Here is a 22118-nt window from a genome sequence, read left to right on the forward strand (position 1 = left end):
CTCCTTTTAAATCTTTTGTAAAAATGCATTCAATTTTTGACAGATTTCCTCACTGGTCTTGATACTCTTTATTTCTTCCAGTAATTCCTTATCCTGGAATATCTTCATCAAAACTTGAAGCATAGACATCTGTTCTTTTTTTTCATCAATTGCCAATAAAAAGACGACTTCAACTGAAAGCTCTTCTTCAAAATCTTCCATATTTCGAAAGTGTACCGGTTTTTCAAGGACACCGACAGCAACATAACTGGCATGATTTCTTTTATCGAATGCATGAGGCATTGCTATAACTGCACCTGGGGTTCTAAGTCCTGTAGGAAATTCAATTTCCCTTTCTTTTACTAAGTCTGCATACCCCTCTTGCACAGTGCCTCTTTCTTCCATCTTTTTTGACAAACTGTCAATGACTTCATCCGAATTCTTTGCTTTTAGATTTGTTTGAATCAACTCCGGAATAAAACTAAATTTTTCTAACTTTTCCATACATTTCCTCATCATCAGCAATCCGTCAGTTCCATATAAAGCTGTTCTTTTGTATGAGAACTCAAGACTCGTTTTAATTTTTGTTCATTCATAAAGATTTCTGATAATGTTTTTAGAAAACGCAAATGTGTTTTCGAATCCTGAGCAGCTAATATGACGATAAGACGAATCGGCTCGTAACATTCTCTATAATAAAATGACTGTTGCAAGAGTATTATAGATATTCCACTTTTTAAAACTCCTTGTTCAGGCCTAGCGTGGGGCAAAATGATAAAGGGGGACACCATAAACTTGCTTCCGTATTCTTCGAAATTTCGCAATAAAGCAGCCGAATAACTGCTTTCGGTATAACCATTGTCCAACAACAGTTTTGCCCCTAATTCAATACCTTTCGATAAGGAATCAATATGATCCATAACTTGAATCGTATTTGAATCAAATAAGCAATCATCCATTCTTATCAATCCCCTTCCCATTATTTGTAAAAGATGCACCTATTTACAGTCTCTATTCTAGCAACCTCTAAAGTGCAAAAGAAGTCCAAGAGGATTGAACTTAAAAGTGCAATCTCCTGGACTCTTAAATTTTATAATTCACTTCTTTGCAATATCATGATACAACAATTCAATTTTTTCATGTACGAGAGCTGTTGTAGTTTGTTCTAAAATTTTCTGAACGATCCTTTCATTTTCAGAGAGCACCATAATATCTCGTAAAAGGCGAAGGTGCTTATTTTGATCTGGACTTGATAAAACAAACAAAAGCTTTACTTCCAGGTCTTCAAAAAGAACACCTGATTTGTTCACCAAAAGAGACAAGCCTAACATATTAGCCCCTTCATTAGACTTTCCATGAGCTAAAGCTACACCATTTCTTAATACAAAATAAGGACCATAATCACAAACCAAATTAATCATTGACTTTATGTAATTGGGTTTAATATATCCATTGTTTAAAAGTGGACGACTTGCAATCTTAATGCCTTCTTCCCACCCCATTTGCTTATTTGCCAATATGATATCATCAACATTCAGCACTTCACAAAGCCTATATTGTGAAGTTTCATTGATTTGCAGAAGAGGATTTCCATTCTGTAGAAATTGTATAATATCTGTTTTTACATTTTCATGGTCTTTAGGATCTACATAACGATACACAATGTTCAAAAGTTCCTCTATACCATTAGGATTATTACTATATGTGTTTTCATTTAATGAAATTAAAGAAGCAATTCTTGATTTATCTTCTCTTGATAAAATGGTATGTACTTTAATACATGGAACTTGAGCCTGGATATCAACTGTTGAAATAATAAAATCAATATCTTTTACCGTATCCGGTATATCCGCAACGGCAATGGAATCCACAACTTGTATATTTGCAAATGAGTTCTCAATCTCTTTTCGCAAAAGAACAGAAGTCGATATACCACTTGGGCATACAATTAAAACTCTCATCTTGCGATAAAGATAACTAGATTCGTTTCGAATATGTCCACCAAAATGAATTGTAATATAGACAATTTCACCTTCTGATAAGGGAAAAGGAAATACATCTTCATTTTCTATACATAATGTATTTACGATTTCATAAAGATCTGGATAATTTTTCTTCACATCTACCGTAAATGGATTCATTATCTGTATAGAAATTTTATAATAATATAAAGATAGCTTGAAATGAAGATACAATGAATTAATCAGTTCATTTTTATCTGAAAAACGTATTCTAGAGACTTTTTCGAACTTCTCCGTTAATACTTGAGCCAGTTCGAATAATTCAATGTCTTTTTCATCATCTTTGTATGCAACAGTATTTCCAGCTTTCGAACCAAGTAAATAAATAGCAAGATACAATCGTTCATGTACATTGAAATCCTGAAACATCTCATCAATTAGATTTAATTCTTTCGTTTTTCCTAAATCTTTTAATTCCAGTAAAGAAAAATCAAATTTTTCATTTGTATGATGTGTAATCGATAACAAACAAGAAATTGCCAATAAGTAATTATCGCCTTTATATTCATTTCCTAATTGATCTGAAATACTAAGAAGTCTTCTATAGTATAATTCAACTTCTGAAACATTCAAAAAGAAAATTTCTCGATATGACACTTTTTGTAACAAAATCGTGATATAGTGCAAAAATATCGCATGGAAATTAGCCGGAATTCCTTGCAGTCTATATCCTTCCTTTGGACTATACACCAAATCCAAATGGTATTTTTGAATCTCTGTTTTTAGCTTTTTCAAATCTGAAAACACAGAATTTCTTGAGATTCCAAAGCATTCCATAATAGTTTCAACATGAATAACTTTGTCCGGATAGAGTAACCAACAAATCAAAAACTGAATACGATCTTCTGCTTTCAAAGAAGATTCAACTAATGATTCTGTAAAAAGCGATTGAATTTGTTTCTTTTGTTCATTTTCAATATAATAACCGGCTCCACGCTTATTCTGAATTGGGGCAATTTGATATACGGCTAAAGTATCATTAATCTTATTGATCAGATAATAAACGGTTCTTTTACTAACCGATAAAGTTTCTTGCAACCATTCTAAAGACACATATTCATCATTTTGACATAACAACTGCAAGATTCGCTTCTGTTTTTCATCAATATTGATCATACAGACTCCTGTTGATCATTAAGTATAGTATCTTCTATCTTTTTGAGAAGCTTTAATCCTCGCTTCTGAGAACGTTTTTCCATATATCGGCTTTCATCAAACAATCTAGATGTTTTACGTAACAATCGATATTCTTCTGTATAACGTACTAGAATACGATCTGTATCTAAAGAAAAAATTTCATATGTTGTAATCGTCTCATCGATAGAACTGGTAAAGCTGGAGCTATACAAAGTATTAGGTTCGCATGCCAAAATTTTTACTTTTACCTCAGCATTTGAAGATGGACGACCTGGTATTTTCTTTTTATAATTAGTTCCTGTCTTTAATTGACTGGCATGTACTTTTTTACCCGTTTGTCGGCGAATATCTCCTAAGATCGACTTCGTAATCTCATTAAAAAATGCCTCCGCACTGACTTTTAATTCTTTTTCTACAACCATAATATCCCTCTTTTCAAACTATTTTTTATTTATCTTATTATAAATTAAATGAAAAACTCGAAAACCTCAACAAAAAGTGCAAAAAAATAAACACTTCCTTAGAAGTGTTAAATTTTTTGCACAAATGAGCGCACCATCAGGCTCGATTGCCTGCTGGCATGTTTTACATACGTTGAAAATTCCATGGGATTATCATGATGCAGCGCAACATCGCTTAAAGAGCGTACAATCACAAATGGAACTTGAAAAGAAGTCGCAACCTGTGCCAAGGCCCCGGCCTCCATTTCCGAACAGATGGAATCCGGGAAATTAGACATCAGCTTATCAAAGTCCTCTTTTCGAGACATGAATAAATCCTGCGATGCGATCGTTCCTATGTGATAACAAATGTTGTTTTCCCTGGCCGCTACCTGCGCTTTGACCAATAAATGATCATCCGCATGAAAACGAAGACCCAAACCTTCCGGCCCATCCAGGGCACTGGTATCAAAATCTGCCTGAAGGACATCCTTACTGATGACGATATCCAACACTTTTTGCTGCTCCTTTAGACCGCCGGCGGTTCCAATATTGATAAGGGCATCCAACGAATGATGCAGACAAAGAATCGTAGTCACCATGGCAGCTCCTACTTTTCCCACTCCACTTTTACATATCACAACATCCTTAGAAGCCAGCTTTCCATAATGAAAAGCTACATTTCCAATCGTTTTTTCCTGGGTGATCTCACAAAGCTCCATGATCGCCTGTACTTCTACATCCATCGCTGCCACAATACCAATCATTTTATTTCCTCCTGCATACAAAAAAATACTTTTCTCCCGGTTGTATGCCTTCTAAATCAAAATCAGTCTTGATCGATTCAATGTAAAAGTAGGGATGTAAAGCTTCCTTTAGCCATTCAGAATCATATACTCTTTGCATATGATGCTCCTGTATAACTTCCCCATTTTCTTTATAGAAGGCAAAATCCTGATAGATTATCTCTTCTTCACTGGTAATCGACCATTGGTAATCCACATCTTCGATATGACCGGTTTCATTGAATTCTTCAGAAAACTCATCCAATCGATCTAACGAATGGCTATCAAAGAAAAAGATGCCCTCTGGTTGTAAATGGTCATGAACTTCTTTAAAAAAGGAAACTATTTCCTCTTTTTCTAAAATATAGTTAAAGCTGTCACATAGGCACGCAATTGATTCAAAGCTTGTCAAATTTGATAAATTTCGCATATCCTGACATAAAAACTGAATCTTTTGTTCCTTGTCTTTACATTTTGCCTGATCGATCATTCCCTGACTGAGATCCAGGGCCGTCATCTGAAATCCGTGATGGGATAAAACCTGTGTGATCTCGGCACTGCCGCAGGCTAACTCCAACATGGAACATGGCTTTTGAAAGGATTCGATCCAATGTACCCATGATAAAGTCGCTTCTTCATCTTTGACCAGAGCATCATAGTACGATGCTAAAGTATCATAGATCATAGGTTTCAACCGGAACATCGGCATACAGGCGATCCAGCTGATACACCTGCCTTTCTTCACGAACAAACAAATGAACTACGATATCCTTCAGGTCGATCAAAAGCCAGCGGGAATCGGCATCACCCTCGACTTTAAAATCCAGTTTATATCCGTTTTCCTTTAAACGATCTTTGATATTTTGACAAATCGAATAATTCTGACGTGTATTGTTGGTGGAGGCAATGATCATATGATCCATAAAAGGAGTAAGACTGGTTGTATCATAATCTTTGATACCATATCCTTTTTTCTCACTGATTGCCTTTAAAATAACTTCTCTGATTTCCAAGTTAGTTTCCCTTTCCCTTCAAATATTTTCGGTTTTCTTCCTGAACCATTTCAAATCCTTTTGTCAGATCCTGTTTGACACAGGCAATAGAATCTTTGACCGGATAACCTCGTAAAGGATCGAGCTTATCCGCACAAAATATAATCATCGCATAGGGATCATGACTCGTTCCCAAGACATGATGGTAGATCGCATGACTGATTTGATCATCGTAAATGTAGAAAACACGTTTAATGATCTCACTGCCGACAAACCCATGCCATACCGCAACCGGATATTTCTTGTTTTCCTGACAGATACAATCCATCCATGGCTCCATGACCTCTTTGGAAAGATTTTTGGCCACATCGTGAAACAGGCCAATGTAATATGCTTTTTGTGTATCCAGATCATGGGCTTTGGCAAACTCCTCACAAAGATGCGCAACAGAAACACTGTGCGAGAATCGTTTTGGACTCACTCTTTCCTTGATAAAGTCTTTAACGTACAAACGATGTTGATAGATATATCGCAAGACTCCTGCATCCAGGTAATTTAATTTATTTCCTTTTCGTATTTCACTGCTGGAAACCGGCATCGGCTCCATATGAAACTGTTGAATCGGATATTTTGTCTGGGCAAGCTTACCATCACGATCAAAGCAGACAAAGTATGCCAGCTGTACTAAACGATCCGGATCCTTCCAAAGATCAAACTGTTCCAACTGGTCATTACCAATCAGCCAGTAAAACGTATAAGATGGATACTGCCTGTGCAAAGCTTCCAGCGTATCGATCGTATAGCTGATTCCTTCTCTTTGCATCTCGATCGGATTGACTTTAAATTGTGGAAAATCGGCTAATGCGATCTTTAACATCGCAAGACGATCCGTATCCGATGTCAAAATACGATCCTTTAGCGGCGTTTTCTTGGCAGGAATAAACCAAACTTCATCCACCTTTAAGACCTGCATGGCCTCTTTTGCCATTTGCAGATGTCCATAGTGAACCGGGTCAAAGCTGCCGCCTAATAATGCGATTTTCATTTCTTTAAACCTAACTTATTTTCTTTGCTTCTGCGATACAGAACAAAAGTACGCCCTACGATATGAATGATCTCACTGTGTGTTTGCGAAGAGCATTCAATCGCTGCCTCTCGAACATCGATCGGACTTGTCTTCAACAAAGAGCATTTGACAAGCTCATGCGCCTCTAAAGAATCATTTAGGGATTTGATCATATTATAGCTAAGTCCATCCTTTCCGATTTGAAAAAGCGGACGATACGACATACTTAATTTACGAAGTGTTTTTTTATTTTGTGCACTGATCATTAAATCATCGCCTTTCTAAATGTTACTTGAATTCCTTTATGAACACGTACATACACATCTTGTATGGCACCACTGACACAAAACCAGCCTAAACCATGAATGACCACATCCATCTTACCGTCTTCTTTCATCGGTGAATGGAAAGTATGCATAGTCAAAAGCGAGGTATCCACACAAGGTACGAGCATTCCATTTAAATGTTTCTGCCATAAGGAATCGGCATTGGAAAGCTTTCCTCGATGAATCGGAAGACTTCTGGAAAAATAGCCGACCACCGTTGCCTTTCCTTTGACCACAACATCCAATCTTGCCAGGCCGCCTACCGCATAGCTTTGATCTTCAAAGATCTGCGACACTAAAGGACGAATCGGTTTGACCGGTATCACGGTTTTTAAGTCTTTTGGCTGTAATATGGTCAAAATACTGTGTTTATTTTCAATGCCCGGCGAATCATAGATCGTATAATCTTCCTGTACCAGCGGAACCAGATCCAGTGTCGTTCCCGGATTTCTTGAAATCGTTAGATCTTTCGAAGCCATCAAACGATTTAAGATGGTTGATTTTCCGGCATTGGCCACACCCATAAAAATTACATTTTTTCCACATCTGTACTTTTGAATGGCTGTTACGATACGAGAAAGATTTCGTGTACTTTCCTCATCATGTTTTAAAAGATAACCACAGATCAGTATCTCCTTGACCTGGATACCTTCTTCTTTCAAACGCTCCTGTACAAAAGCCAGGATTTTTTCATCGCTGAGCGTACTAGGAAGTACATCTCTTTTGGTCAAGATCATGATGATATCCTTGCCGGGAAGCTTTTGATTTAATCGAGAGATCATGCTGGCTTCAAAGGTAAACAAATCCACGATCCAGAAAACCGTTCCCTCGATCTTGTTGATCTTTTCCAAAGTATGATTGGATTCAATTCCCTGCTGCATGTTGATCGTAACTTCTCCATAATGGCGAATCTTATAACAACGTTGACAAAAATTGGCGTCTAATGTCGGAACATAGCCCAACCCGTTTGGATCCTCATTCTGCAGTGCTACACCGCATCCTTTACAGTATTTAGCCATCAAATCCTCCTTTCCGGAAACCACTTTTTTCTAAATGCTTAAAAACTAAATTTTCAAATTTTCGTGTAAATTTGGTTGAAGATCGATCGATTTTAGAAATCGGCGCTGTCAAGATCGTATAGATTCCGGCCAAATGGCCGCCTAACATATCGGTAAACAGCTGATCGCCTAAAATCGCGACTTCTTTTTTGGTATAGCCATGTGCCTTAATGACCCTCCAGAATTTAAAAGGCAGCGGCTTTAAAGACAAATAATAGACTTGTGAAACATGAAGATCCCTGGCAAAGCGAAACGCTCTTTTTTTAGAAGCATTGGAATACAATGCGACTTCAATGCCATGTGCCTTAATGCGATCGATAAACGCCACCACTTTGGCATTCGGCACTGCTTCATTATAGGCCATCAGCGTATTATCAATATCGCATAGCAACAATCGGATCCCTGCTCTTTTCAATCGATCTATATCCATTGCCTGAAAGCTGGAAATATAGTAATCCGGTTTAAATAATGACATAGTGCCTCCTTTTTTTCTTACCTATTTTATAGTGGTTTCGCAAAAGATTCAATCATCTTTTCCGCACATTTGATCCCATCAATGGCACTGGTCATGATTCCTCCGGCATAGCCCGATCCTTCTCCGCAGGGATAGATACCTTGAATATTAGACTGCAAAGAGGCATCCCTGACAAGTCTTACACTGGAGCTGCTTCTGGATTCGACAGCACTTAAAACGGCATCCTGCAGGCTGAAGCCCGGCATTCGTTTTTCAAAATATAATAAACCCTCATGTAAAGCGGCATTGACGGCCGGACTAAACAGCTGATTCAGATCCACAAAAGTCGTCTTTCTTTGATAAGTCGGAAGCACATTTCCAAAACCGGTGGAAATTCGATTGGCCAGATAATCCTTGCTGAGCTGCACACAGGCTTGATAGTCCTTGGCCATCGCAAAGGCTTTTTTCTCTAATTGCTCCTGATACTCCAGACCGGCAAACAAATGCGTTCCATAATCGGATGCATTGACTTGAACCAACAATGCACTGTTGGCATTTTCACCACTTCGATCGGCATAGCTCATGCCATTGATCACCAATTGTCCGATCGATGAAGAACTTGGGATCACATAACCGCCCGGACACATACAGAAGGAATAAACACCTTTTTGATTTTGTGCCGTCATGGAAAGCTGATAACGGGCCGGTCGAAAACGATTGTCTTCGGCCATTTCACGTAAGATAGACTGATCGATAAAGGATTGTTTATGCTCGATACGCACACCAACGGCAAACGGTTTATTTTCAATAAGCATTCCTCTTTTGGCACACATGCGTACTGTATCTGTGGCACTATGGCCTATACATAAGATCAGCTGTTCACAGAGAATTCTTCCTTTTGATGTTTCTATCGCATGCAGTTTTCCATCTTCTACGATCAAATCTTGTAAAGCAGTATCATAATAGAAAGTACCACCCAAAGTTTCGATCGTCTCTTGCAGCTTCTTTAATACTGGTACGAAACCATCAGTTCCTATATGTGGATGCGCATCGATCAAAATATCCGGATCAGCCCCCATTTCAACCAGCTCTTCCAGTACCTTTCTGGCTCTGGCATCTTTTGACCTTGTTGTCAGTTTTCCGTCACTAAAGGCACCGGCACCTCCCTGACCAAACTGTACATTGCACTCCGGATCAAGATCATCTCCATTCCAAAATGCCTGTACGACTTTTTGCCTGCGATCGATCTGACTGCCTCGTTCCAACACGATTGGCTTATAGCCTTGTCTTGCCAACAGTAAAGCCGCAAACATTCCGGATGGACCAAAGCCGACCACTACGGGACGATGTTTTAGAGGCATGGTTCCACAAGGGACATTGACATACGTTTCATCCGGTGTCACACTCACATCCCTCAGCTTTAAAAAGCGCTCTTCTTTTCGCACACAGGCATCGACAATATACGAAAAAAGGATCTTTTGATGGCGAGCATCGATGCTTCTTCGATGAATCTGCCACGATAAAAGATCTTTTTTTGAAATATGAAGTTTTTTTAAGATCTGTGTCTCAATCTCATTTTCATTAAGACACTTGATTTGAGTAATTCGTATCATACTAAATGCTCTAACAGCGGCACCCTTTCTTTATATCGGATCACTAAAGTCGCAAAGATTTGCGAGCAGGCAATCGTCAGAAAATAGACAACGATATGTGCATTTGGTAAAAGCGACAACAACGGCTGGGCAAATAAAATATGCACCGTATAGATCAATAAGGAATCTTCCCGCAAGCTTCGATACGATGGCTTATAGGCGATCTTGGATGTCAACAGGCAATTTCCCAAAAAGAAAGTAGCCGGGATCAAGCTTAAATACATGCAGGCCAAATCATGCATCATGCCGGTCAGGATATACAGGGTCACTTCGATCACCAACAACGCAAAGCTGATCACAAATGCCAACTGTGCCACACGACATGGAATTCGTCTTGTCTTGGCCAACAACATTCCGATGCCGATAAAGATCGGTGCAAAGAAGAAGCCGTTTCTTGCGGTTGTCATGGTCTTTGTGAAAAAACTGAATAAAAAACTGATAAACGGAATCTGTTCCCACAAAGGCGCATAGATATTTAAAAGATAGCCGATTCCATACAACAATAACGCAATCTTCAAGGTAAACAACATACCCTTTTTATGATACAGGTAATACACGATCAACGTTCCTGTCATTAAGGCCGGTAAAAACCATAAATGATAATACGAACCGTTTAAAAGAAAATCACGTAAATACGAAAAGATTCCCATCCAGCCCGATTGCGCCTGTACATAATTGTAGATCGTATAAGGCAAATAGATTACGGTCCAGATCAAATAAATTTTTAATAAGCGAAATAAATACTTTTTTAAAACATCCTTATCTTCTTCCTCATTATGAATTTTACGAAATAGAAAATATCCACTGATCATAAAGAAGAAAGGAACGGCCAGACGACAGATCGTCTGAATAAAATACGTATTCAGCATTTCATTGATATCAATGAAAGGAAACGTATGGATACATACAACTAATAAAGCACTGACATACTTTGCGATATCAACAGCAGCGTACTGCTTCTTCACCATTTTATTTTTCTCTCCTTCTTAATCGGGGAACTCTTCCGGCAATATCTGACAAAGTTTCATTGTTGATGGACTGCGATTTTCTTGAAATCTCATCAATCGTAACTCGATGATCACCTTGTTTACCCACAAGTACGACAACATCCCCCTCTTTCACGTCATCTACCTGTGTCGCATCGACCATGCACTGATCCATGCATATATTGCCGATAATCGGACATTTCTGTCCATGAATCAAAACTTCTAAACCACAATTCGATGCTAAACGATGCAGTCCATCGGCATAGCCGACAGAAACCGTCGCAACCTTCGTTGGTTTCGTGGCGATAAAATGTCGCCCATAGCTGACACTCTGCCCTTTTTGGATCCACTTGACCAAACTGACATTGGCATACCAGCTAAGAATCGGAATAAAATCCGGTTTAGAGGCAATTGGAATCGCATCATCACTTGTAACGCCCATATATAATAACCCCGGACGACAATAATCCATCTTTAGGTCCCCATAATTCAATATCCCATAGCTATTCTGGATATGACGGATTCCCGGATCGATTCCTTCTTTTCTTAAATTGCTGCACACTTCTTCAAACAGTTCGATCTGTTTCTTGGTAAAAGCGGCACTTTCCTGTCCCAGATCATCACTGACCGGAAAATGCGAGAAGATTCCTTCGACTATAAGGTGCTCCATTCGATATTCGGCAAGAATCTGATCCATATTCTTTTCTTGTACCTGATAAATCACACCCGTTCGACACATACCGGTATCCACCTTACAATGACAGCGGATCTTTGTGCCGGCCTCTTTGGCATAGGCATCCAGCTTTTGTGCATAGTCATACGATACTAACGACTGAATGATGTTTTGTTCTATGAGGTAATGAAAATGCTCCGGCGGTGTATAGCCAAGGATCAAGATAGAATCATGAATCCCGTTTTGACGTAAATGAAGCGCTTCATCCACACTGCTTACCCCGAAAAAATCAACACCGACCTTTTGTAGAGCCTTAGCACATTCCACATCACCATGTCCATACGCATTGGCTTTGACGATGCCCATGATCTTTGTATCGCCCACAAGCTTTTGAATTTCTTCGACATTGTGTGCAATCGCATCATAATCAATTTCTGTCCAGCACCGGCTGTAGCTTTCTAACATACGCCGACCTTCCTTTGCATGGCCAGTTCAATCAAACGATCGATCAGATCTGGAAATGCAAGCCCGGCTTCTTTCATCATGGAAGGATAACGACTGGTTGCCGTAAAGCCCGGAATCGTATTCAATTCGTTTAAGATGACTTCACCTTCGGTTGTCAAAAACATATCGACACGAGCCAGACCGGTACAATTCATCGCACGATAGGTACGATACGCAAGCGCCTGGGCTTCTTTAAACTGCTTTTCATCGATCCTTGCCGGACAGATGATATCAGCGCCTTTATCTTCGTACTTACCTTCAAAATCAAAGATGCTTCCGGCAATCTGTATCTCATCGACACTGCCGCAAAAAACCGTTTCATTTCCCATGACAGCACAACCAATTTCAAAGCCTTCAATAGCTTTTTCCACCAGGATCTTTCCTCTGCCGTCATAGTAAAACGCATCCTGACAAGCATCTTCAAAATCTTCTTTTTTCTCTACTTTATGCACACCGTAGCTGCTTCCCGCATTACATGGTTTGATGATCCAAGGTAATGGAATCTGTGCTTCGATCTCCTCAAAGCTGGGATTATCACCCCATTTTTTCAAACAGATATAATCTGCACAGGGAATGTTGGCTTCCTTACACAAAATGTGCATGATTTCTTTATCCATACTGATAGCTGAACTCATTACATCGCAACCAACATAATGAATGTTCATCAGCTCCAACAAGCCCTGCATACAGCCGTCTTCTCCGTTTTTTCCATGCAGAATTGGAAAGGCTACATCGATATCGATCTTCTGCTCCGGCTGTTCCAGACTGATCACACCCTTATGAATAAAAGCACAAGGTGTACAGGAACCTTCCTTTTTCCATGTATCATGTTCTATATCTTCAATGCTTCCATCATATAAATAAAAGATTCCATTGGGATCGATCCCAATCAAAATCAAATTATAGTTCTCCTGACGAATCTGACGCAAAAAAGAACCTGCCGAATGTAAAGAAACAGAATATTCCGAACTCTGTCCTCCAAATAAAACCGCAAGATTTAATTTATTCATTTCTATTCCCCTTTCAAGGCACTGACAACCTCGTCCATAGCCATGGCTCTTGAGCCCTTGATTAAAATTGCACAATCTTGATCTTTATATTTCCGTAATGCTTCTATCATTTCTTCTTTGGTTTCAAACCAGGCTTTTTCTTTGCCCTGGAAGCCTTCTACCGTAAATTTCGTTAACGGCCCATATCCATACAGCACATCTACATTCTTGATCGAGGCATATTCGCCAATTTGCAGATGGAGATCTTTTCCGGTCGGTCCTAAATCCAGCATATCCGCCAGACAGGCAATGCGAAAAGACACCGGCAGACTCTCTAGTGCATCGATTGCGGCTTTGGCACTCTCCGGATTGGATTTATACGAATCATCCAGGATCATGTAGCCATTGGCCTTAACTAACTGCATACGCATCTTTGTCATCGTTAAATGTTGAAGGCCATATAAGATTGACTCTTGTTTCAAACCACAATACAGTCCAATATAAATACACGGTAACGCATTGGAAGCCTGAATCGCACCTAATGAATGAAGAATCACTTTCTGATCCAAACAGGAGCAGGTAAATTCAATGTGATCTTCCTTAGTTACAATATCTGATGTCAGGATCACATCACCGCCACATCCAAAAGAAACGATTTTCTTGGAAGGATCGATCTGCATTTCCTGTAAGCATTCATCGATTTCCGGGCTTGTTTTATCATACAAAAACAAACCGTTTGGCTTTAAATTTTCCAGAATTTCCAGTTTTGCCTGGGCAATTTGTTTCTTCCCGCCCAGATTTTCCATATGAGCACTGCCGATCGTCGTGATCACGGAAATATCCGGTGGAGCAATCGCGCATAAAAACTCGATTTCTCCTTTATTTTCCATACCCATTTCCAAAATGGCCACTTCAATATCCGCATCAAAATCCAGAATCGTTAAAGGCAGACCGATCTCATTGTTTCGATTTCCCTGAGTCTTCTGTGTTTTCGTCTCCTGCGAAAAAATAGAATACAACATATCTTTACAACTTGTCTTCCCGTTTGATCCGGTCACGGCAATCACCTTACACGATAAAGACTGTAAATAGGCTTTGGCCAATTGTTGTAAAGCCTGTGTTGTATCTTCTACCAGAACCAATGCCATATCTTCCGGATATGGCTTATGATCCTTTTGCCATAGACTGGCTTTGCATCCAGCCTTGCGAACACTATCCACAAAGCTATGACCATCAACTCTTTGCCCTAATATTGGAATATAAAGACTCTCCGGTCGTACTTCTCTTGAATCTATACAAACACCATGGATCCTAAGATCATCCTCATCCTGGATACAAGGTGCATTTAAATACGCTGCAACTTCCTGAATGGTTTTGTTTATCATACAAATATGACCCCCATTTGAAGTTTATTATAGCATATTCCAAACCGTCTTTGAGGACAGATTTGGTCCGTCTTTACTTTTTTTAAACAAATTCTCTATTTTTCATTTTTTTATGGTCTTTCGTCTTTAAAATCACCTCGTTTTTGTATGATTCTCCCCACTTAAATACCATTTTGGACTAATTTCACATATTTTCCCATAATAATCCCACATTTTTTGTTTTTACCTATGCTATACTTTATGCAAGCAAGGAATAGAAGACCTTGCCGGTATGAAATCGTTTTGATATTCATACTAATTTTCTATCCCCTTAATTTTTTTGAAAAGTCAGGCACCCCCTTAGCCTGACTTTTCACTTTTTTTAGCGTATAATAAGAACAAATACAAGGAGGTCTTATTATGTGTATTTTCTGCTCTATCGCCAAAAAAGAAATTCCCAGCCATACCATTTATGAAGATGATCAGGTTCTGGCATTTCTTGATATTAACCCTACGGCCGTTGGCCATACACTAGTGATCCCTAAAGAACACTGCGATTCTTTCCTGGATTGTCCACCGGCTTTACGCGATCACGTGTTTGAAGTAGCTCAACAATTAGCTAAGAAACTGGAAACCGCTTTACACTGTGATGGAATTCATCTTCTTTCCAATATGCATGAAGCAGCCGGACAAAGCGTTCATCATTTTCATGTACACCTGATCCCTCGCTACAAAGACGATCAGGAAATCGTTGCTTTCCATGAAACACCCAACATAGATTTTGAAGACTTAAAGGAGAAGCTCCAATAACATGCAGGATTGGTCAATGCGGATGATCCTTGTCTTTGTCATACTCGCTCTTTTATACATCATCTTTTCCAGTATGTATCGAAAAGTGCATCAGGAAAGATTATTAAAAGAGTTACAGTCTTTAGACTTTGAAGCATTTGACAAAGACATTCGATCCACTTTCACCAAATTATTCTTTCCATTATATATGGTTGAGTTTATGAAGCTGAATCGCTATATCATGGCCGATGATACAGCCATGATCAAAGAACAGTTTCAAAAGCTGATACGAATCGCCCGCAATAAAAAGCAGCGATACGAAATCATCTCCATGGCCTTTGAACATTATGTCTATGAAGAAGATAAGGAACAATCCAAAAATCTTTTAGATACGATTGATCAGGGAGAAAACCAGGGATTAAAGGACCATGCACATATGTTGTATGATATTTTAATCGATCACAAATCCAATCATATTTCTATCATGGAAGAACAGTTTCCACAGTGTACCGCCCAAGAAAAAGCCATTGTCGGCTATTTATTGGCCAAACAATATCGCTCCCTCAACAATATAAAAAAAGCAGAATATTATGAAGAATTTGTAAAAAAGGAATCCGCTTAGGGATTCCTTTATTCATTCATGATGGATGGTGCGGTATAAGTTCTGCTTTTGTATTCGGCATCCAGATCATATAATGCCTTCGCATCGTTTCCAAACAACTCAAATTTGGTGATCATATCACTGGCATTCTTTTCTTCTTCCCCCTGCTCGGAGACAAACCAGTCTAAGAATTTCATCGTTCTAAAATCCTTATCCTGATAAGCGGCATCATATAAGGTATGAATCAAGCCGGTCACATAACGCTCATGATTTAATGATTCCACCAGAGGTGTCTTAAAATCCTGAATTTTGATATTTGGTTTATCAATGGCCTCTAACACAACCGAACAGTCATTATCCTGCAGATACTGCATCATGATCTGGGCATGAGCCACTTCTTCCTGTACCTGAACATTGTACCAGTTGGCAAAGCCATCCAGTCCTTTTTCTTTATAGTAATTGGCAAAATCTAAATATAGATACGCCGAATACAATTCTTTATTCACCTGTGTATTCAACAAACCCGAAACTTTTTCACTTAACATGTTCTTCATCCTCTCTATTCCATACAATCCGGTGCATTGGCATACAGCCAGACATTTAAATCTGCCTCGGTTTCCTCATCGGTCTGTCCCTGGATCATAAACGGTTCACAAATTGTTGCCGACGGACATAAAGTATGCAGATCCTTCTCCATATTTTCAATACCGGCTCCACCATGAGAAAGAAATGGCAAGACTTTCTTATTTGCGAAATCATGTTCCTTCAAAAATGTACGTAAAGGCAAAGCCAAGGTTCCTGACCAGTTTGGTGTTCCCACAAAAATCGTATCATAGAATGAAATATCCACCGATACTAGTTTGTATGCAGGATCTACCCCTTTTTGCACCTGTGCATTTACAGTTTTAACTAAACTCGCATAATCTTCAGGATAAGGTTCTAACGCTTCAATACGGCAAACATCGGCATCAACAGCATTTAAGATCAAGTCTTTTAAATGCGCTACACTGCTTCCTTGCGAATAATACACAATCAATGCTTTTTTACTCATGGTAACCTTCTTTCTTTTCTATACCTATCAGGTAGGGTGAATCTTCTTTATTCAACTGTTTATATTGTACCACTGTATATAAGGAAGCGCTTAAACTTTGCACATATTTTTCAATGCATTTTGCCTCTTCTTTTCCGGATGGATGTGGATATAAAACCAAAGCCATACGACCTTTTCGCTTTAATAATTTCAAGCCTTTTTGAATAGCTATAACACTTGTATTAGCTTGTGTACAAATGGATGGATCTTCTTGAGGACAATAACCAAAATTAAAGATCATCGCATCAATAGATTCAAAGATCAGCGTATCCATCGTTTCATGTCCCTGGCAAAAGGCTTGTACTTTAGGATTCTTTAATTTTTTCATTGTGTTTTGAAGAATGTTCTCCTGAATCTCAAAGGCAAAAACTTTCTGTACACCTTCCGATAAGAAGAACGCAGTATCTTTACCATGCCCTAAGGTGGCATCCACACAAGCGGCATGACGATGTAAGGCTGGCTTTAAAAACAAATGACTTTCATCGACCATAGAACGCATATTTGGCAAGTTCCTCCTTGTAGAGAAGATAATCTTCCTGTTGGTAACAAACAAAGACCACGTTGATCTTTTGAGCATCAGGATATTCATGCATCAGCTGATAGATCGTATTAACTGCGATTGAACAAGCTTCCTGATGCGGATAGCCATAAATACCGGTGGCAATACAGGGAAACGCAATGGAAACAGAATCTAAATGATGGGATCGCATATAATCAAAAGCTAATACCATCGAGTTCCAGTAACATGCCTTTAGACTGTATGCCGCATTTGAATCCTGATGATAAATCGGACCAACGGTATGAATAATAGCTTTACTGGGAAGATCATAAGCCTCTGTCATAACGGCATCACCGGTTTGACAATACCCTATCTTTTGACAAGCAGTTTCTAATTGATGACCGGCCTTTTTAAAGATAGCGCCACATACACCTGAACCTGGAAGCAGATGATTGTTGGCGGCATTGACAATAATGTCAAAATCAAGACCTGTAATATCACCCTTTAACGTTGTGATCATTCTGGATCCTCCCTTCCTTCGATGATCGTATCCATTCGTTTTGTGATCTTAGAAGCACTTACCGATATAGAATGGAACTGCTGTACCAGGCTTTCCAAAGACTGCTTTGCCTTTTGAGATCGTTGTTCCAAACGATGGGCATCCTGCTGCAAAGCCATGATGTTTTTCTCGATCTCTTCGATATGTGCACTGCGATAAAAATCTCTGGTGCTTGCCAAAAGCGTAAAGATCACCCCTACCAGCGTTGTTGGGGAAGTCATTAATACATGCCTTTCCAAAGCGTAATTCAACGTGTCTGTACACTTACCGCATACAAACTGATAAATGGATTCGCTGGGAATAAATAAGATTGCCTGATCCACGGTTTGTTCATTGATATATTTCGATGCGATGTCATCGATATGTTTTTTCACATTCATCTTAAAAAGACGAATAAACTCCTGCTGGTTCTTTCCTTCTTCGATTCGCAGATAGTTTTCCATAGGAAACTTAGAATCGATACACAATACTTTATCCGTTCCGGCTACCCGCAAGATCGCATCCGCCACTTTTCCATTCTTTAATCCATACTGCATAGAAAAGATTTCCGGATTTTGTCCAGCATAAATCTCTAATAAAGACTGCAGCTGATATTCACCCCAGTTTCCGCGCATTTTCGTATTGGTCATGACTTTGTTCATGCTTGATAGATCTGTCTGCATCTTTTGAATGGATTGGGCTTTTAATGCGTTTTCTTTTCGCAAGATTTGGATTTGCCCATTTAAGTTTTGAAAGGTTTCCCGCATCTGTTTTTGATACAGCTCTTCCCTGGTCTTTTGATCCTGTTCCTGCATTTTCTTCAAGACAGTATGATCATTTTGTTTCCTGTTCTGCAGATAAACTAAGCTAATTAAGATCAACACACAAACGATCAATAATACCAACAAGATCAATATCAACATTTCCATTTATATCACCTGCCATCTTTGTATCATTTCAATCAAATGTTCTCTTGTATTCTGTCCTGGATCATAAAAAACCAGATCCAAACACCTTTGAAGAACCTTTCGAACATCTTTTCCTGTAAAAGATGTATGCGTCAACACATCTTTTCCATTGATCTTTAGATCGTGAAAACTCATCGGTCGATTCTTGTTCTTTTCATAAAAATCTATAAAATCTAAAACACTCTGCATGCTTTGTTGGCCTTTTAAAGAATGTGCCTTTAAATCACAAATACGAATCGTAAAAAGCTTCTGCATCCAGGCATCATCAAACCCCATTTGAATGCGAAAATGATAAATGGTTCGTAGCCGAAGCGGCAGCTTTTCATCATGATGTTTGACAAGCGAACAAATCAGCTTGCGTTGATATGTGCTTAATTTTAAAGCCTTACAAATTCTATCAGCGATTTTGGCACTTTCTAAAGGATGACCATAAAAATGATCGATTCCATCCTTTGTAGTTTTTGTCGCCGGTTTTCCTAAATCATGAAATAAAAGTGCAAGAGCTAAGGTTTCATCAAAGGGGGTCAGAAACGTTATCGCACGTAAAGAATGATGGAGCACGTTCGTATCATGCCATGGACTATTTTGTGCACAGCTCTTACACAGCTCTAATTCTGGCATCCATTTTGACAATAATTGTGTCATATTCTCAATTTCATACGGATTATATCGCAAAATCTCTTTTAATTCTTTATCAATTCGCTCTACGGCAATCCATTGAATCAGCTTGCTGTTTTGATGCAAGGCTTCCTGTGTCGTTTTATCCATCGTAAAGCCCAGCTTAGCACAAAAGCGATGTGCGCGGATCATGCGCAGGGCATCTTCCTGAAATCGTTGGTTCGCATCTCCGACACAACGAACGATCTTTAAAGAAAGATCTTTTTTTCCGCCAAAGGGATCGATCAATCCGGTATTTGGATGATAAGCCATCGCATTAATCGTAAAATCTCTTCGTCTTAAATCTTCGATAATGGAAGATACAAACTCTACACGATCCGGATGACGATGATCTTTATAGGTCGTTTCACTTCGAAAGGTGGTGATTTCTACCGGCTGCGGTGTCAAGACCGTGATCGTACCATGTTTGATTCCTGTTGGGATCGCATGCGTAAATAAGCTTTGTACCACACTCGGCAAAGCTCTGGTACAAACATCATAATCGGCGCAATCTCTTTTCAACAAGGAATCACGCACACAGCCACCCACGACATAGGCTTCATAACCGGCCTGATTCAAAGTCTTCAAAATTTCAAGAATATTTTCCGGGAGTACCATCACAAACCTCTTTTCCTTCTTATTTTATACGATATTTCCCCACAAAAAAAGAGCCTTCCGGCCCATCAGATATGGTCGGGATGACAGGATTTGAACCTGCGACCCCTTGCACCCCATGCAAGTGCACTACCAAGCTGTGCTACATCCCGCTATGTTTATTCTACTCCATTTGCATAGGAAACAAAAGAATAAACCTTATTTTTCAATATGCTTTCTAGTTTTTATAAATTCCGTTTTTGCTGTACTTGTTATTGTATTGCCTTTTTCTGTATTTTAAAATTGAAGTAAGGAGGCGGTAGTGATGAAAATAAAAATTCCTGAAAATTTTATGTTAGGGACAAGCTCCAGTGCCTGGCAGATCGAAGGAACAGCAGGAAAAGAAGCTGGACAGGAAAGCTGGGCTGATTTGTTTTTTCAAAGCGATCCTTCGCGCTGGTATGACCAAATCGGTCCTCAAAAAGCCAGTGACTTTTATCACCAATACAAAGAAGATATTGCCACTATGGCAAGCTTTGGACTCAATACCTTTCGCTTTACCATACAATGGGCCTGATTGATTGAAGATGACTATCGCATCAACTTCATCAAGCGATATCTATACTATACAATCAAGGCAAAAGAAGAAGGATGTCATTGCCATGGCTATTTGATTTGGTCTTTTATCGATCATCTCTCTGCCATCAATGCCTTTAAAAATCGTTACGGTCTTTTGGAACTGGACTTAAACACATACAAACGTAAACCCAAAAAATCATTATTTTGGCTAAAAGACTGTATAGAAAAAGGAATTGTAGAATAACTCGCATGGTAAAAGCAGCCATTTTGATAATGACTGCTTTTTTTCACTTTATGACATTTTTTCGATTTAGTATCGTTTAAACCACTGTATCCATTTTATTATTCTGTCCAGGCTTTTCCTTCTTGTCCAAACAGTTTGACATAATGGGCTAAACGATCTTCATATCCTTTGATGAAACTGGGAATCAACTTCCATTTATCAAAATTTGGATCTTGGATAAATTTTTCAAGTTCTTCTTTACCCGCCACGACAAGCTCTGTTGCCAGATTGACCTTTTGAATACCGTTACGAACTGCTTTTGCCAGATTTTCATTACCGGTACCACTGCCACCATGTAAGACTAGCGGCGTATCTGGGCAAGCCTTGACGATTTGTTCTAATCGCTCAAAATCAATATGTGGTGTTCCTTTATAGCGACCATGAGCCGTACCGATCGCCACTGCCAAACAATCTACACCTGTTTCTTTGATAAAACGAGCGGCCATTTCCGGCTCAGTCAGATTGCTTGTGCCATCGACTGAATAGTTTTCCCCTTGTCCGACATGACCAAGTTCCGCTTCCACACTGATGCCTAAAGGTTTACACATCTTGAAGACTTCTTTGGTCTGCTTGACATTTTCTTCATATGGAAGACTGGAGCGATCCACCATGATTGATGTAAAACCGGATCGAATTCCTAACATGATGTCCTCATACGATTTTCCATGATCCAAATTGATCGCAAATGGCACCGATGAAGTGCTGACCAATTCACGAATCATATGAACAAACCATGGAAGATCGGGATGAATGAACGCATTGACATCAATGATCATAGGTGCTCTTAGTTCTTCCGCAACATGAATCACAGCTCGAACCGTATCTTCACTTTGAACGTTTGGTGCGGTAACTCCATAACCTTCCTTTTTAGCACGATCCAGGATTTCTTTCATTGTCACTAACATATATGATTTCCTCTATTGATCTAATTTATCCCTTAAAAAGCGGGAGGCAAAGCACAGATCTTCTTTCCAGTTGGGATCACCCGTGTACCAGAATTCTCCCACAAACCGGTACACTCCCATCTCATACAGGCATCGGATGTTTTCTTTAAATTCCGTATGTCCCGTCCCAAACGGGATCTCCCGGTATTT

General features: G+C 39.2%; 27 protein-coding genes and 1 tRNA gene. 4 read left to right on the forward strand and 24 right to left on the reverse strand.

What is annotated here, in order from left to right:
- Positions 1-6 precede the first annotated feature (6 nt).
- The 16 genes from ACTQX6_RS10980 to ACTQX6_RS11055 all read right to left on the reverse strand — a co-directional run bounded on the left by ACTQX6_RS10980 (position 7) and on the right by ACTQX6_RS11055 (position 14447).
- Positions 7-483, reverse strand: coding sequence for a PTS sugar transporter subunit IIA (locus ACTQX6_RS10980; protein WP_320863122.1), 477 nt, complete (start codon positions 481-483; stop codon positions 7-9).
- A gap of 14 nt (positions 484-497) precedes the next feature.
- On the reverse strand, positions 498-938 hold the full coding sequence (locus ACTQX6_RS10985; protein ID WP_320863123.1) for a PTS sugar transporter subunit IIA: 441 nt from the start codon (positions 936-938) through the stop codon (positions 498-500).
- Positions 939-1076: 138 nt separating this feature from the next.
- Complete coding sequence (locus tag ACTQX6_RS10990) at positions 1077-3116, reverse strand: BglG family transcription antiterminator (protein ID WP_320863124.1); 2040 nt, start codon at positions 3114-3116, stop codon at positions 1077-1079.
- On the reverse strand, positions 3113-3559 hold the full coding sequence (locus ACTQX6_RS10995; protein WP_195222543.1) for a DUF3284 domain-containing protein: 447 nt from the start codon (positions 3557-3559) through the stop codon (positions 3113-3115). The genes ACTQX6_RS10990 and ACTQX6_RS10995 overlap by 4 nt, the downstream gene beginning before the upstream one ends.
- 107 nt (positions 3560-3666) lie before the next feature.
- Positions 3667-4344, reverse strand: a complete 678-nt coding sequence (locus ACTQX6_RS11000; protein WP_300397971.1) for a 5'-methylthioadenosine/adenosylhomocysteine nucleosidase — start codon at positions 4342-4344, stop codon at positions 3667-3669.
- 1 nt (position 4345) lies between these two features.
- The gene (locus ACTQX6_RS11005) at positions 4346-5047 is read right to left on the reverse strand and encodes a class I SAM-dependent DNA methyltransferase (protein ID WP_320863508.1); all 702 of its coding nucleotides are present in this window, start codon (positions 5045-5047) and stop codon (positions 4346-4348) included.
- A complete protein-coding gene (rsfS, locus tag ACTQX6_RS11010; protein ID WP_195222546.1) occupies positions 5037-5375 on the reverse strand; it encodes a ribosome silencing factor in 339 nt (112 codons plus the stop codon). Before rsfS ends, ACTQX6_RS11005 begins: the two co-directional genes overlap by 11 nt.
- Position 5376: 1 nt before the next feature.
- Complete coding sequence (locus tag ACTQX6_RS11015) at positions 5377-6399, reverse strand: nicotinate-nucleotide adenylyltransferase (protein WP_320863509.1); 1023 nt, start codon at positions 6397-6399, stop codon at positions 5377-5379.
- Positions 6396-6686 (reverse strand): YhbY family RNA-binding protein, encoded by a 291-nt coding sequence (locus ACTQX6_RS11020; RefSeq protein ID WP_022790317.1) that lies wholly within the window; start codon positions 6684-6686, stop codon positions 6396-6398. Before ACTQX6_RS11020 ends, ACTQX6_RS11015 begins: the two co-directional genes overlap by 4 nt.
- On the reverse strand, positions 6686-7765 hold the full coding sequence (locus ACTQX6_RS11025) for a GTPase (RefSeq protein ID WP_320863510.1): 1080 nt from the start codon (positions 7763-7765) through the stop codon (positions 6686-6688). The genes ACTQX6_RS11020 and ACTQX6_RS11025 overlap by 1 nt, the downstream gene beginning before the upstream one ends.
- The gene (locus ACTQX6_RS11030; RefSeq protein WP_320863511.1) at positions 7758-8279 is read right to left on the reverse strand and encodes a YqeG family HAD IIIA-type phosphatase; all 522 of its coding nucleotides are present in this window, start codon (positions 8277-8279) and stop codon (positions 7758-7760) included. The genes ACTQX6_RS11025 and ACTQX6_RS11030 overlap by 8 nt, the downstream gene beginning before the upstream one ends.
- Before the next feature lie 26 nt (positions 8280-8305).
- Positions 8306-9871: an NAD(P)/FAD-dependent oxidoreductase gene (locus tag ACTQX6_RS11035; RefSeq protein WP_320863512.1), complete on the reverse strand. Its 1566-nt coding sequence runs from the start codon at positions 9869-9871 to the stop codon at positions 8306-8308.
- Positions 9868-10878, reverse strand: a complete 1011-nt coding sequence (locus tag ACTQX6_RS11040) for an acyltransferase (protein ID WP_022790321.1) — start codon at positions 10876-10878, stop codon at positions 9868-9870. Before ACTQX6_RS11040 ends, ACTQX6_RS11035 begins: the two co-directional genes overlap by 4 nt.
- 1 nt (position 10879) lies before the next feature.
- Entirely contained in the window at positions 10880-12034 is a 1155-nt protein-coding gene (gene alr, locus ACTQX6_RS11045) for an alanine racemase (protein ID WP_117446598.1), read from the reverse strand.
- Complete coding sequence (locus ACTQX6_RS11050) at positions 12028-13083, reverse strand: D-alanine--D-alanine ligase family protein (protein WP_117446599.1); 1056 nt, start codon at positions 13081-13083, stop codon at positions 12028-12030. The genes alr and ACTQX6_RS11050 overlap by 7 nt, the downstream gene beginning before the upstream one ends.
- A 2-nt stretch (positions 13084-13085) precedes the next feature.
- The gene (locus ACTQX6_RS11055; RefSeq protein WP_300397951.1) at positions 13086-14447 is read right to left on the reverse strand and encodes a UDP-N-acetylmuramoyl-tripeptide--D-alanyl-D-alanine ligase; all 1362 of its coding nucleotides are present in this window, start codon (positions 14445-14447) and stop codon (positions 13086-13088) included.
- Positions 14448-14846: 399 nt separating this feature from the next.
- On the opposite strand from ACTQX6_RS11055, the gene ACTQX6_RS11060 reads away from it, so the two are divergent.
- Both ACTQX6_RS11060 and ACTQX6_RS11065 read left to right on the forward strand, forming a co-directional pair.
- Positions 14847-15236 (forward strand): HIT family protein, encoded by a 390-nt coding sequence (locus ACTQX6_RS11060; protein ID WP_195222552.1) that lies wholly within the window; start codon positions 14847-14849, stop codon positions 15234-15236.
- Between the two features lies 1 nt (position 15237).
- Positions 15238-15837: a hypothetical protein gene (locus ACTQX6_RS11065; RefSeq protein ID WP_022790326.1), complete on the forward strand. Its 600-nt coding sequence runs from the start codon at positions 15238-15240 to the stop codon at positions 15835-15837.
- Between the two features lie 8 nt (positions 15838-15845).
- On the opposite strand, the gene ACTQX6_RS11070 is transcribed toward ACTQX6_RS11065, so the two are convergent.
- The 7 genes from ACTQX6_RS11070 to ACTQX6_RS11100 all read right to left on the reverse strand — a co-directional run bounded on the left by ACTQX6_RS11070 (position 15846) and on the right by ACTQX6_RS11100 (position 20335).
- The gene (locus tag ACTQX6_RS11070) at positions 15846-16361 is read right to left on the reverse strand and encodes a ferritin (protein WP_303972108.1); all 516 of its coding nucleotides are present in this window, start codon (positions 16359-16361) and stop codon (positions 15846-15848) included.
- Between the two features lie 14 nt (positions 16362-16375).
- Positions 16376-16867 carry a flavodoxin gene (locus ACTQX6_RS11075; protein ID WP_320863513.1) on the reverse strand — a complete coding sequence of 164 codons (492 nt, stop codon included), beginning with the start codon at positions 16865-16867 and terminating at the stop codon, positions 16376-16378.
- Positions 16860-17405, reverse strand: a complete 546-nt coding sequence (locus ACTQX6_RS11080; protein WP_117446604.1) for a tRNA (mnm(5)s(2)U34)-methyltransferase — start codon at positions 17403-17405, stop codon at positions 16860-16862. Before ACTQX6_RS11080 ends, ACTQX6_RS11075 begins: the two co-directional genes overlap by 8 nt.
- Positions 17386-17925 (reverse strand): macro domain-containing protein, encoded by a 540-nt coding sequence (locus tag ACTQX6_RS11085; RefSeq protein WP_117446605.1) that lies wholly within the window; start codon positions 17923-17925, stop codon positions 17386-17388. The genes ACTQX6_RS11080 and ACTQX6_RS11085 overlap by 20 nt, the downstream gene beginning before the upstream one ends.
- Positions 17922-18872 (reverse strand): DNA recombination protein RmuC, encoded by a 951-nt coding sequence (rmuC, locus tag ACTQX6_RS11090; RefSeq protein WP_320863514.1) that lies wholly within the window; start codon positions 18870-18872, stop codon positions 17922-17924. The genes ACTQX6_RS11085 and rmuC overlap by 4 nt, the downstream gene beginning before the upstream one ends.
- Positions 18873-20186 carry a CCA tRNA nucleotidyltransferase gene (locus ACTQX6_RS11095; protein ID WP_320863515.1) on the reverse strand — a complete coding sequence of 438 codons (1314 nt, stop codon included), beginning with the start codon at positions 20184-20186 and terminating at the stop codon, positions 18873-18875.
- A 72-nt stretch (positions 20187-20258) separates the two neighbouring features.
- Positions 20259-20335 (reverse strand) — tRNA-Pro (locus tag ACTQX6_RS11100).
- 152 nt (positions 20336-20487) lie between these two features.
- On the opposite strand from ACTQX6_RS11100, the gene ACTQX6_RS11105 reads away from it, so the two are divergent.
- Positions 20488-20739, forward strand: coding sequence for a family 1 glycosylhydrolase (locus tag ACTQX6_RS11105; protein WP_320863516.1), 252 nt, complete (start codon positions 20488-20490; stop codon positions 20737-20739).
- Complete coding sequence (locus ACTQX6_RS11110; RefSeq protein ID WP_320863517.1) at positions 20740-20985, forward strand: family 1 glycosylhydrolase; 246 nt, start codon at positions 20740-20742, stop codon at positions 20983-20985.
- Between the two features lie 98 nt (positions 20986-21083).
- Here the strand turns inward: ACTQX6_RS11110 and ACTQX6_RS11115 are convergent, their stop codons facing one another.
- A complete protein-coding gene (locus ACTQX6_RS11115; protein ID WP_441657521.1) occupies positions 21084-21929 on the reverse strand; it encodes a class II fructose-bisphosphate aldolase in 846 nt (281 codons plus the stop codon).
- Positions 21930-22118 lie beyond the last annotated feature (189 nt).

This window comes from Faecalicoccus sp. LCP19S3_E2, assembly GCF_052121255.1.
In the GTDB taxonomy this organism is placed as follows: Bacteria; Bacillota_I; Bacilli_A; order Erysipelotrichales; family Erysipelotrichaceae; genus Faecalicoccus.